We start from the raw sequence: 13,461 nt of genomic DNA on the forward strand, positions 1-13,461 counted from the left end.
AAAATCCCATTTATAGCGCTATAAATGGGATTTTTTTATAATTATTAATTTTTTTCAATATAGCACAAAATAAGTTGCCACAATAATGCGTTAATAATGCAAATACTTTTCATAAAATAGGTTAATATATGGCTAAGACCCTAGAGTTCCCCGCTCTAGGGCTTTTTTATGACCTGCTTTATGTCATCTATTCGGGATATGAAATTTCCACAAGCACGGCAGTCTGCGGCTTGGATTTCATCCAATTTCCGAAGATCCCATTTGGAATTTTTATTGACTTGGTTGGGAAAGAAAACAGTATTTATGAAATAGATAGTAGGACGATATCATGTTTGTTGGATGTGATATTGTCACATAAATGTTACTAAATTTAGTGCTACGTATACTATTGTTTTTTTTCAAACGTTAATTATTTGATAATGCTTGACGTTTTAATGTAAATGTTTTCATTAAAATATTATTTATTAATCGTTGTCGATAGTTATAGGTGATATAAACTTAAAGTCTTGATATGAAATTTAGTGCTAACCAGTGTAACTTTAACGGACCGTATTATGTTTTATCCTTATTTTTTTTGTGCAGCATTTTAATTTTTCCTGGTATTGTAGTCGCTCAGCAGAAGACGGTCACTGGTAACGTGATTGACGCAACCACAAAGTCGCCTTTATTTGGAGTCACCGTAAAGCTCAGCGACACAAAAGATGTGACAGTGAGCACAGATAAAAGGGGGGGCTTTGTATTGGACGATGTAGCAATAGGACAATCCATTACTTTTTCATTTGTGGGCTATTCGAGTCAGACGATAAAAATAGATTCGCGGGCAAGCTATACGATCGCACTCGTTGCTGTTTCCAATCTGATGGAAGAGACTGTTGTGGTAGGATATGGGCGTCAGAAAAAACGAAACCTTACAGGATCTATTGTTTCCGTAGGTGCTTCAGAAATTGCCAAGACAACATTGCAGGATCCCATTTCCATTCTACAGGGGCGGGCAGCCGGGGTGCAGGTTTCGTCCAATTCTGGAGCGCCCGGGGGAGAGATGAGCATACGTGTCCGGGGAAGCTCCTCATTGAACTCAGGTAACAATCCCCTTTTTGTTGTAGACGGTATTCCACTGGAATCCAATTCCATTTCTTCTCTAAATGGTACTGAAAACTCTGGGCTGAATCCGATGACGGATATCAATCCGAACGATATCGCTTCGATTGAGATTCTGAAAGATGCTGCGTCTACCGCGATTTATGGTTCTAGAGCCGCCAATGGAGTCGTAATGATAACGACGAAACGAGGTGCTGAAGGTAGACCCGAGGTGATATTAAATACAACCGCGGGAGTGAGCGCCCTGACCCGCAAACTAAGTGTTTTGAACGCAAGACAATATCGAGAAGCAGTTTTGGATTCCTATAGGGGAATGGCCAAACCCGAGGAACCATTTTATACAATTATAGATTCACTGAACCCCATGAACAGTGGTGATGTGGACTGGCAGGATGAGTTGATGCGTTCAGCAAAGCAATATAAGTTGGATCTCTCTGTTCGAGGCGGGAACCAAGGAACAAAATATGCATGGAGTTCATCTTATTTGGATCAGGATGGTGTGATATTAAATTCCAATTACAAGCGATTTACTTCACGCTTGAACGTCGACTTTACGATTTCGGACCGGATCAGGATAGGCCAGAGTATTTCCTATACAAATGCCGTGAACAATCGGACAAATGCGGCGGGCTCAGGGAATCTGAGTATCATCCGGAGTTTATTGATACGGCCACCTATTATGTCGATGTATCTACCTAATGGGACATTGAATGGTTATATGATCGGACAGCGGAATCCCGTTGGGATGGCTTTGTTTGCAACCAATCTGAACAAGAGTAATCGCATCGTTGGAAGCCAATACCTAGAAATTGATCTTTATAAAGATCTTAAATTCCGAAGCAATGTAAACCTGGATTATATTTCAATGAAAGAAGATGAATTTATGCCATCCATATTGGATTACCGCGAGGGATATAATAATGGTGCTGTACGATCTTCTGGAAATCTTACCTGGGGTAATGAAAGTTATTTTACCTATGCAAAAAGTGTAGCTAATGCACATAATATTGGAGCGGTACTGGGAATAAGTTTTCAGAAATGGCGTTATGACCGGACAGGTCTCGATGGAGAATATTTTCCAAGTGATGATATCCGTACATTGAATGGTGCATCAGTCATTTCAAACCAAGGTGTAAATATCGCTTCCGAACATGCCATGCTTTCTTATTTCGGTCGGGTAACCTATGACTATCTCGGGAAATATTTGCTGGAATTCAATCTTCGTACGGACGGTTCTTCCCGTTTTGGTCGTAACCGACGATTTGGATTCTTTCCCTCTGCATCAGCAGGCTGGCGTTTTGTCGAAGAAAAAGGAATCAAGAATTTGGGCTGGCTTAGCGATGGTAAGCTTCGTTTTAGCCTCGGAAGTACCGGAAACGAGGCTATAGGTGATTATGCAGCGAGAGGAGAGTTTACTTTGGGAACGAATTATCTGGATTTTTCGGGAGCGGCGCCCACAGTGATGCCCAACCCGAGCCTCACTTGGGAAACAACGCGTCAATATAACCTTGGTTTAGAGCTTGGCTTCTTAAAAAACAGAATCCTGTTTTCTACGGATGCTTACTTGAAGAAAACGAAAGATCTTCTTTATAACGTGCCTATTCCCGGAACCACGGGATTTGAATTTATTACACAAAATATAGGGTCAATTGAGAATCGAGGATTGGAATTTAGCCTACAGACACGTAATCTGGAAGGGGATTTTAGCTGGAATACGAATATAAACATCAGTTTGAATAGAAATAAAGTTACGTCGTTACCTAAGAATCTTCTGACTGGCGGTCATATTCAAAACGGTACTTTCCATATTCTACGGGAAGGCCTGCCTATCGGTGTATTTTATGGTTGGCGTTTTCTTGGTGTGTATGCGCGAGATGAAGACAATACAAGCGGGTTAACAAATGGTGCCAACGGAGCTGTATTTGTAGGTGGAGATCCCATTTGGAAGGATGTGAACAATGATAATATGATCGATCAAAATGACCGCGAGATTATTGGTTCTGCTGAACCTAAGTATTTTGGCGGGATTTCCAATGATTTTAGCTATAAGAACTTCCATTTGAATGTGTTTTTCCAATATTCTGTCGGTAATCAGATTTATAGCGAGTTGAATCATCAGCGCAATTCAATTGTTCGTTATAATAATCTATCTACTGACGCTCTTAACCGGTGGCGGGAACAGGGAGACCAAACAGATTTTCCCCGATTGATTCGGGATGATCCAAAACAGTCTGATAGTCGGGTGCAAAGCAGGTGGGTCGAAGATGGTTCTTATCTGAAATTAAAAAATGTCAATTTGAGGTATTCTTTTGACTCCGCTTGGAGCAAACGCATCGGTTTGCGTAAGCTCGATGCTTTTGTTACGGCTACAAATCTGATTACCTGGACAAAGTATACAGGTTTCGATCCCGATGTTAATTCCTATTCTGGTCTTCGTGTAGGATTGGATGAGGGCTCTTATCCACAGAGCCGCACATTTATGTTTGGTTTAATCCTTGGTCTTTAATAAATCGTGATGAGAAAATTGTTAAAATATACATGTTGTTCTCTTCTATTTTTATCCGTTAGCAGTTGTTCGAATTCGTTGTTGGATAAGGAGCCTATTAGCAATGTCTCCGGAGAGGGGTACTATAAAAAGCCCAGTGATGCGCAAGCTGGTGTCAATGGTATCTATAATGGTTTGCAATCTCTTTTTCGTCAGAATTTTGCTTACTGGGGAGAGGGGCGGGCTGATAATATTGTGACCCGCCATGCCGGTGATCCTGCTGCGCTACAACAGAACACGCTGACTCCCGTTATCAATTCGGCACGTTGGGATAATTTTTATACGGTTATATCCCGAGCGAACTATTCGATCAAATATATTCCACAGGCATTTGGAGCCGAAGATAGTGAATTAAAAAGGCAGTTACTTGGGCAAGCCCATGCTTTAAGGGCACTCGCTTATTTTTACTTGGTTCGGATATGGGGGCAGGTGCCCTTGGTTACGGAACCCTATGAGGGATTGGATCAGGATCTGTTTGTCAAGAAGAACACTGAGGCGGAGGTATTGGCTAAGGTGGAAGCAGATTTAATCTTAGCAACAGAGAATTGCGCTTCAAATTATTCAGGTGCCAGAAACCGTGTGATGATTACCAAAGGGGCGGCTTATGCTTTTCTGATGCAGCTCTATATGTGGCAAAAAAAGTATGAACAGGCGATAGAAATGGCTGAAAAAGTAATCGCGGACCCGCAATATGCCTTGGTACCAATTGAGGATTGGAATAACATTTTTGTAAAAGGAAGCAGTACCGAAAGTATTTTTGAAGTCGGATATAGTGAAGTACAACCCAATAACCTCCGTGTGTGGTATGCCAATGGATCGGATAGTGATTATGTGCCCAGTGCGGGTTTTATCGCATCAATCGAACCTGACGATCTTCGCAAACCTCGTATTTACGATGTGTCCCAAGTTCAGCCCCGTAAAATATGGAAGTTTTTTGGGCAAGGATTTAATGACGAAAGTCCAGAACCTTCCGCAGGCAATATTGTATTAACGCGATTGGCCGATATCCTCCTACTAAAGGCTGAAGCGCATGCCAATTTAAATCAGCCTGTTGAAGCATTGGACCTACTGAACCGTATCCGTATTCGTGCGGGACTGCCAGTTTTGGATCAAGATAAGGCGCAAAGCGAATTCGGAAGCTTAGTTGGCAGTATTTTACATGAACGATCTGTGGAACTTTGTTTTGAGGGACACCGATGGTTTGATCTCCTGCGAAATGAAACGGCTATTTCGACAATGAAACCGATCAATGGTCTCTCCGATAAACGAAATTTGCTGTGGCCAATACATGAAGGGGAACTTCTTAAAAATCCAAATTTGCAACAAAATGAATTTTATAGATAATCTTATGAAGAAGATAAAATATATCGTTATTTTTTTTCTATGTGGTTTTGGTACGCTGTCATTGTTTTCTAGTTGCGAAATACAGGAAAGCTTTGAATATGACTACGCGGAAGACAACAGTAAACTGAATATGTCGGCATGGACATATATTCAGGGGAAGGATTCATTATCCTTACTGAAACAAACCATTTTGCAATGTAAGGATGAAGCATTGTATGAACGTAAGGAAAAAGCGACCTTTATTCTGCCCACCAATCAAGCTTTTACAGCATATCTAAAAGAAAATAAATACGACAATATTACAGCTATTCCGGTACCAATACTAAAGGATATTTTGCGTTATCATATTGTAAAGGCAGTAGTGAATTTTAGCGATCCTGCCTTGGCTCCGAGTAACAAGCCAATTGCCTATACGACTGAAAAAGGTCAAATCATGTACTTGTCCCATACGAGTACCTATGTGGGGCTGATCAATGAAGGGACCAATAACCAATGGCAAATCCGCACATCTAATTTAGTTCCGGATAACGGTGTCATCCATGTCGTTGATCACATTGTATTTTTATCTGAGAAGACGAAATAAGTATATTGATGTTCTGTTTTTCTTCATAATGCTTTGCATACAGAATAAAAAAATGGAAATACGAATAGCTTATAAAGTGTCATGGTGATAACGGATACAATTGAAAATGATGGCTCAATAAACATTATCTTCAGTTTATTGTTTAATTTAATAACAAACTAAACAATAAGCCAGTAAATTATGGTTGATTATACGCTAAACCGAAGAAACTTCCTTTTGGGTGCAAGTGCTTTTGTTACTTTATCCGCTTTAGAAGCTAAAGGATTATCCTTTAAGAGATTTCCTAAAAATATCAAGGTCGGACTGATCGGGGCTGGTTGGTATGGAAAAAGTGATCTATTTAGGCTGATGCAGGTTTGTGATGTCAATGTGGTTGCGATTTGCGATGTTGATAGCCGTCATTTGCAGGAGGCGGGGCGATTGGTCGGAGAACGACAACGCTCGGGGAAGATTCCAAAGCTCTACAAAGATTACCGGAAAATGCTTGCCGATCATCAATTCGATCTCATTCTGATCGGTACACCTGATCATTGGCATGCGCGGCAGGCCATAGATGCAATACGTTCGGGAGCGCATGTCTATTTGCAAAAACCCGTAAGTGTTGATGTGCTAGAGGGAGAAGCAATACTTCGATATGCACGAAAATATAATAAAAAAGTACAGGTAGGAACGCAACGGCGGAGTACGGCACATCTGATTGATGCAAAAAAGCAGATTATAGACCAAGGTTTACTCGGTAAGATATCGCATGTGGAAATGTGCTGTTACTATCATATGAGGAAGAACGGTAATCCGGCACTGGAGCCTGTTCCTGACTTTCTTGATTATGAACTATGGACTGGACCGGCTCCTTTACGTCCTTACGACGGTTTACCTCATGGCGGTTGGTGGCGAACTTTTATGGAATATGGGAATGGTATCACAGGTGATATGGGTATGCATATGTTTGATACTGTTCGTTGGCTATTAGAGCTTAAATGGCCAAAGAAAATTAGTGCAACAGGGGGAATCTATGTGCAAAAGGATGGAAAGTCGACCATTGCGGATACACAGACGGCAGTTTTTGAATATGATGAGCTTAATTGTATATGGCAACATCGTACCTGGGGCAATCCTGTGGATCCCGAATATCCTTGGGCGTTTATTATCTATGGGGATAAAGGAACGCTAAAAGGAAGTGTGATGAAATATGAGTTTACCCCAGTTGGTAAAGGCACTCCCATAAAAAAAGACGTGGTTTATGAAAAGGAGAAATTTCCGGCTGATCTGGAGGAGCCTAGAATTGAACTGCACACCGCTCCTGCCACACGGCAACATCTATTGGATCTATTGTCCGCAATAGAACAGGATCGATTGCCTGTGGCTGACATCGAGGAGGGCTATATATCAACAGCCTGTTGTATACTTGCCAATATTTCTATGCAATTAAATAGACCATTGAGATATGATCCAATGAAAAAAATATGTACCGATGATCCCGAAGCAACCAAATTATTGAAAAGACCTTATCGAATGCCCTGGCAACATCCTTATCTGTCCTAGTGCAAATTATGGCCATGGCTTAATTTAGAGTGTCTGATTTTTTTTATTTTTTTACCAACTAGAAATTTATGCATAATGATTTTGGACCGTATTTTCTCAACCGTTGCTGTCTGGATTAAAATAATTTTGATTTTAGGCTTCTTTTCGGGCCTGGTTTATGGACAACAGGAAGTACGAAAAATATACATTCATACTGATCGGGAGGCTTACTTCCCTGGCGATTCTGTGTGGTTTAAAAGCTATGTTGTGCAGCATGGCTATCTTGATTCTTCTGCCATCAATCTCCATCTAAATCTTGCGGATCAACAGGGTAATATTGTGAGATCTATGTTTAGCTTACAACGTGGAGGTATGAGTGATGGTGTATTTTTACTTCCGCTGGATTGGAAGCAGACCAGTATCTATATTAATGCTTACGTGGGCACAGATAAAGGAATGATTGAACGATACTATTTCAAGGAAATTCCGATTATTCAAATAAATAACCAGAATAAAAATGATTTAGACAGTGGAGCTATAACGGTGGATTGCCCCCTGATTGTACGCCCTGAAGGCAATGGTTTCCTGCAAAATAAAGATAATAGGCTTTATTTGCAGACGATAGAGGCTGGTGAAAAACCACTACTTGTCAAAGGGACTATTTTAAAAAGTGATGGTGATTTACTGTCGGTTTTTGAGTTAGATAGTTCCGGGTACGGTGTTGTCAATATTCCCCCTTTCGTTGGGAATTGTCGCCTAGAATGGGAGGTGAATGGTAAGCGTAAACCTGACATCCTTTTAAAAACCGAACTTGGACGAAAAATATATAGTAGGGATATAGGTGATACTATAGCTGTTTATTTAGAAAGTAATCTTCCTGCTGAAAGGGTAAAGATCATATTGGCTTCGAATGACAGGTTGGTCATGATAGATACGATCACAATTAGACCTGATCGGCGGACTGTTATTTATTTAAACCGCAATGATCTAGATTATGGTCTGCTGCGGCTTGAGCTGCGCGATCAACAGGATAGCATACGCTCTCAATCCGCTCATTTTGTGGGCGGATTGAGAGATATTCAAGTTGTGCCTAATATCAAATGGTTGCAGATAACGCAAAAGGACAGAGGAAAGAATAGTTTTAGACTGAGTTTGCCTTCAGGTGAAGAGGGAAACTTATCTATCTCGATCACAGCTTTGGAAGTACCCAATGATTGCGTCCCAGATATTACTGAGGATATTTACTTTAGGCCCTATTTCTCGCATAAGGAACCTGTCCATTCAACACATTTATTCCGGAATGATAAATTGCAGTATGGTTTGATAGCCATCAGCGCTTGGAATTCTCCATCCAATTTGAATTTTAATAAGGTACGGTCGACAAATGACTCCGTTTATTACCTACAAGGGCAGATCTTAATGGAAGGAAATAAATGGGTGCATTTCCACAAGAAGCTTGTTGATCAGATAGCAAAAAATAATGGGAAAGGAAAACCTGGTGGAATGTCTTTTGGATACAAATTTCCGGAAGATAGGGTTATGCGTTATAAAACAATTATACCTGATCTCTCAGGATACTTTATCGTGGATAATTTGATTATCCGGGGGACGATAGCTACTAAGCTGTCTGCTATCGAAAAAAAGATGATGTTTGATAAATTTCTGGTTAAGTACAATTTTGGACCGAGAAAAGTAGATTCTACCTTTTTTATTCCCCCTTTACATCAAAAGTTTTTAGTACCTCAGGCATGGAACGAAAGTAAGTGGGCCTATACGCCATTGAGCTATCGTGATAAAAATGGGGGGATCCGATTAAAGGAAGTCAAAGTAGATCGAAGTGTGCAGCAGAGGCGTATTGATTACCTTGAGGGTAGATATGCCGGAGAAAAATTTAAAGGACCTGCTGATGCCGTACTTGATCCCCATAACGACCGTTTCGTTAAGGCTCTGCCGTTAAATTTTGGAGAATATGCTCGTTTAAATTATACTAAAATCGCAGATTCAACCAGATGGGATCGTGTATTTGTCAATAACTATGAAATAAGAACAAATAGATGGAAGCTGGAAGATTTATTCAATACATCCATGGATCGGATTCCGTATGTCAAGTACTTTGAGAAATTCAAAGTAGACGGTTACGTTACTTCTGTATTGTATGTTTATCAAATGGATCCCAGTGAAGGGGACCCATATATAGGCAGGGCCTTGGACGAGCAGGAAGTTGAAGGTTATATGCGAGAAGAACATTTTAAACTGGTAACCTATAATTATAATTTAGCAAATGAACAATTTGATGCACGGCCCACCTTGTATTGGAATCCGGATGTCAAATTGGATGTGCGCAGTAGCGGAATGGAGATTTCGTTTTTTAATAATAGTAACCCAGAAGGGTTTTGGATTACTATTCAAGGTATAACCAAAAGCGGAAAGACCATATTCTTTCGGGATATCATAAGACCGTCGAAAAGATAAATGCTAATAAAAAAATGTATAACCCGTTTGTCTGTGGTTGGCTAAAATTATTGCTGAAATAGGCAAGTTATCATTTTGGGCCTGTGGTTGACAATTTTGCATCGGGAAACTTTCTATGATAATTCAATATCTTTGCAAAACTGTATCATTGGCTAAAATTGAAAAGGACTACGCTATTGTTTTGAGTTAATTATAAAATGGTATAAATAAAAATGTCAGTACAGAAGGCGACAAGGCAGGGAGATTTTTATAGAAAATGGATTTAACAAATAAAGAGATTGCATTACTGAAAAGTATGGATAGCCTGCATACTGAAACATATTCGTTCGGAAAGCGATAAACCAAATATTGGCGAAATGCCATCGAAAATTTAATCCCATAGCGTTGAATGTTTAATCTGTAATTTATCTTATGGCTTTTTTAAGATATTTAGCTAAATATTGAAACTATGCTATTGAAATTTAATAAACTACTTGTGCTGTTATTGACATTTTGCGCTAATCTTGCCTGTGCACAACAAAGCGAACAACATATTGACGGAGTATATAAATCTTCGGGTACCGCTTTTGTTATAAATAAAAACAAGACTTTTTTGATAATCGCTTACGGAACATTAATAAAAGGTACCTGGAAGATCGAAAATGATCTTATTTATCTACAACCTAAAAATCCTGAGGCCCAATTTTATGTGTATGCGCGGAAAAATCCGACTATCAAGGACGGGATGCGTGTTTGTTTCATGGGGGACCGTTTGAGTAGCGCAATTTTGGCCGGAAAGTTCCCGGATAAGATGCAGCCTCTTTTTAATGAGGATGCGAATTGTAAGGACTTTCCCAGTGTTCATCTGTTTAATGAAAAAATGGATACAATTACTTTATTGGAACAAGAAAACCAGGATAGTGATCGTGGTATTGAAATTCCTAAATTGATGTATCATTTTGCCAGTGGCGATTTTAATGATTTTATTGTTCAACATATGCAAAGTAGCTTGTACCACAATGACTTTGTTCTCAAAATAGGCACAGAAGGGTTATATCCTGTGAGTGATCAGTCGGATACGCCTATTCGAAAATCAACTAAAGAAGAAGAATTTTCTATGCTCGAAGAACTGAAATTTTTAGACCAATCTTTTGATAGAGCCTTTGATGCGGATTTCAAGTTGGTAAATAATGGGTACAATACCCATGATGATATGGATCAAGAAATAGCGTTAGCAGCTTACAGATATGATACCGACAAAAATCTATATGTCAGTCGGGCCATACCTGCAAAAGAACTGGACTATAAAAGCACAGACTACCATTACGATGGCGTATTAATGAAGTTTGATCAGATTAAGGGAACGTCAGAACCCCAGATAGCCGTAAAGATATTGCCGAAGCCCTTATTTATTGCGAGTTGTGATAACTAAGCTAATTGTGATCATTTTTCTTAAAATATATACATTATGGCAAGACATCGTTTTATAATTTCTCTCATTTTGGCACTATGCATAGTACTAGGCTGTCGAGATAAAAAGACCGAAGGTTCCAAGGGCAAACAGGTCGAAAATAAGATTGAATTAAATAATGACGAGCCCCCTCGAAATATAGAAAACCAGACGGTTCCAGACACGATAGTGTTATCCCAAATACATAAACCGGGTACGTTACACTGTGATTTGGACGGAGACAATTTGACGGATACAGTGCAGATTGTCCAAAATACAAAAAATGAGAAATATGGCCTAAGATTTATTTTTGGGAACAAAAAGATTGAATACTTAGGTATGGGTACTGATATCTTGGGTCAGGGCTTTGATGATATAGATTGGGTGGGTGTTTTTGAAAAAGCGCCCAAAGGGGAAATCTATTGGAACAATGTAAATGATGATGGTGAAATAATTACAGATGAAGAAGTAAATGAAACAGATAAAATCAAATTGATAAACGATGGTATTTTCATTCACCAAGCTGAATCTTGTGGTGGAGGTGTTATCTATTTAAACAAGGGGAAATTTGCCTGGATACAGCAGGAATAACAAATGTGCTATATCCTATTTATTTACATCTCAATACAGTTTTTGTTGCACCGCTCGATTTTGTAGATACACTCTCTGCCGGTTCCGAAAGAATATAATCGATTGAAATAACATTTACTTTCGCATTTTGCTTCGGTTCAATTTCCTTATTTTCCTCTCCCTTCGCTGGTGTATTATCTCCATAGTAGTAATATTCAAATGTTAAATTCCGATCCGATTTATTCAAGATATAAGTCGCTCTTCCGTAGTTAATTTTAAAGCCATCTTTCGTTGTTGGGAACAACACAACCTCTTTTGTATAATTATTGCAGTCTGTAATTGTCAGGATAGTTGGTGTAAACCAATTGATCGGAATAGTTAGGAGAAGCAGTAACAATATCGCATCATTTTTACTTTCCTCTTTTTTGATAAATCGGGTATAAAGCGGTTTGATAACTATTAAAAGACAAAATATCCCAATAATAATTAAATAAGTATTTAATGATACGATCATAGGTTTTAGATTATTTTACGACTCAAAATGACTGTGTTATCTTTTAAGTTTTTTTAAGTATTTGATTAATTATGTCTGGTTAAATGATATCGAATTTCGTGCCAGTTTTGAGCTTTTTACCTTCGATATTTCTACGCGACAGGTTCATTAGCTCAGCTACTTGCATCATACTGCTCCTGTAGTGAAACAGTTGATTGTCGGAAAAAAATAGCTCAACCATTTAGTAATGTCAGTAACGATTTGATACGTCCTTTTTAAAAAAGAGGAATGCATTGACTGTATCGTAATATTTTACATGTTTTTACGTGTTTTATACATCTCTGATTTAATTTATATCATTTCTTTTGTTTCAAGATCAATTGTCAGGCGACTGTCAGGTGGCCTAACGAAATTTTGCTGCTATTTTCAACTCGTCAAGTACCTAGAAAAGCACATGTGCAGAAATTATGAATTATTTTCCCGCACATCGTAATGCAATTGAAAAACCATGGATTATTGAACTTCGATAGAAATAAAATTATGAGTCTAGAGGACAACGCGATATTGCTCCTACAATTGGCTGAGGGGAATCAAAAGGCATTCGAAAAACTCTATTATGGCTATAGAGCACAGATCTTCGGCCGTATATTAAAGCAGGTAAGATCAGTGGAGTTTGCGCAGGATATCGTTCAGGATGTATTTATAAAGGTCTGGCAGAATAGATCGCAGATTGATGTTTCAAAAAATTTTAAGTCCTATCTCTATACAATTGCACAAAGCACAGTTTACGATTATTTTCGAAAAATTGCTTCAGATCAAGCTAAGAGTGAACAGCTGATGATTCTATCGAAAGGAAAATGCGCAAATGATATTGAAGCGGCGGTCTCTTATAAAGAAATGGAGAAGTACCTCAATGATATCTTGGATATTATTCCCGAACGATGTCGGGAAGTATATGTACTTTGTAAGCTCGAAGGTCGAAGCTATGATGAGGTGTCCAAACTTTTGAATATTTCTACAGCCACCATCAACAATCATATTGTTAAAGCTACCGGTATTATTAAATCGCATTGGAATTGGAACTATTGTTGTTTTTTTATGATGCTATTTGCAGAATACTATCCTGTATTTCACACCTAGGATTTGGATCAGTACTTTTTTCTTATGATATTATTTGTGGAATATTAACCTCGATTTTCCATTTAAGAATGGAAATTACTGTTGTTTCCTTATATATTATTAGCGGAACACCAGTTTGTATTTCTCAGCTACATCAGCACAATCCTGCTACAAGTCATTACACATTAAAATCAGTAAATATCCATTGAGCATCTCTGCGTTTGCAAGTCGTAGAACATATTTGCAAGTATTTTAATTTTTTTTGATTTGGTATAGTTGATATTTTT

At 38.8% G+C, this 13,461-nt stretch carries 9 protein-coding genes; 8 read left to right on the plus strand and 1 reads right to left on the minus strand.

The annotated features are described in order from the left end of the window. Positions 1-511 precede the first annotated feature (511 nt). The 7 genes from D7322_RS14920 (at position 512) to D7322_RS14950 (ending at position 11,583) form a co-directional block, all read left to right on the plus strand. On the plus strand, positions 512-3,604 hold the full coding sequence (locus D7322_RS14920; RefSeq protein WP_121125082.1) for a SusC/RagA family TonB-linked outer membrane protein: 3,093 nt from the start codon (positions 512-514) through the stop codon (positions 3,602-3,604). A 9-nt stretch (positions 3,605-3,613) separates the two neighbouring features. After that, entirely contained in the window at positions 3,614-4,987 is a 1,374-nt protein-coding gene (locus tag D7322_RS14925; protein ID WP_121125083.1) for a RagB/SusD family nutrient uptake outer membrane protein, read from the plus strand. 4 nt (positions 4,988-4,991) lie between these two features. Next, positions 4,992-5,570, plus strand: coding sequence for a fasciclin domain-containing protein (locus D7322_RS14930; RefSeq protein WP_245971349.1), 579 nt, complete (start codon positions 4,992-4,994; stop codon positions 5,568-5,570). A gap of 180 nt (positions 5,571-5,750) precedes the next feature. Then, on the plus strand, positions 5,751-7,112 hold the full coding sequence (locus D7322_RS14935; protein WP_121125085.1) for a Gfo/Idh/MocA family protein: 1,362 nt from the start codon (positions 5,751-5,753) through the stop codon (positions 7,110-7,112). A gap of 75 nt (positions 7,113-7,187) precedes the next feature. Further along, the gene (locus D7322_RS14940) at positions 7,188-9,563 is read left to right on the plus strand and encodes a hypothetical protein (protein ID WP_121125086.1); all 2,376 of its coding nucleotides are present in this window, start codon (positions 7,188-7,190) and stop codon (positions 9,561-9,563) included. 448 nt (positions 9,564-10,011) lie between these two features. Then, positions 10,012-10,974: a hypothetical protein gene (locus D7322_RS14945; RefSeq protein ID WP_121125087.1), complete on the plus strand. Its 963-nt coding sequence runs from the start codon at positions 10,012-10,014 to the stop codon at positions 10,972-10,974. Positions 10,975-11,010: 36 nt separating this feature from the next. Further along, complete coding sequence (locus D7322_RS14950) at positions 11,011-11,583, plus strand: hypothetical protein (protein ID WP_121125088.1); 573 nt, start codon at positions 11,011-11,013, stop codon at positions 11,581-11,583. 19 nt (positions 11,584-11,602) lie between these two features. Here the strand turns inward: D7322_RS14950 and D7322_RS14955 are convergent, their stop codons facing one another. Beyond that, positions 11,603-12,076, minus strand: a complete 474-nt coding sequence (locus tag D7322_RS14955) for a hypothetical protein (protein WP_121125089.1) — start codon at positions 12,074-12,076, stop codon at positions 11,603-11,605. Positions 12,077-12,595: 519 nt separating this feature from the next. Here D7322_RS14955 and D7322_RS14960 point away from each other — a divergent pair. Next, positions 12,596-13,195: an RNA polymerase sigma factor gene (locus D7322_RS14960; protein WP_183078711.1), complete on the plus strand. Its 600-nt coding sequence runs from the start codon at positions 12,596-12,598 to the stop codon at positions 13,193-13,195. Positions 13,196-13,461: the final 266 nt, after the last annotated feature.

Source organism: Sphingobacterium puteale (assembly GCF_003627955.1).
GTDB lineage: Bacteria > Bacteroidota > Bacteroidia > Sphingobacteriales > Sphingobacteriaceae > Sphingobacterium > Sphingobacterium puteale.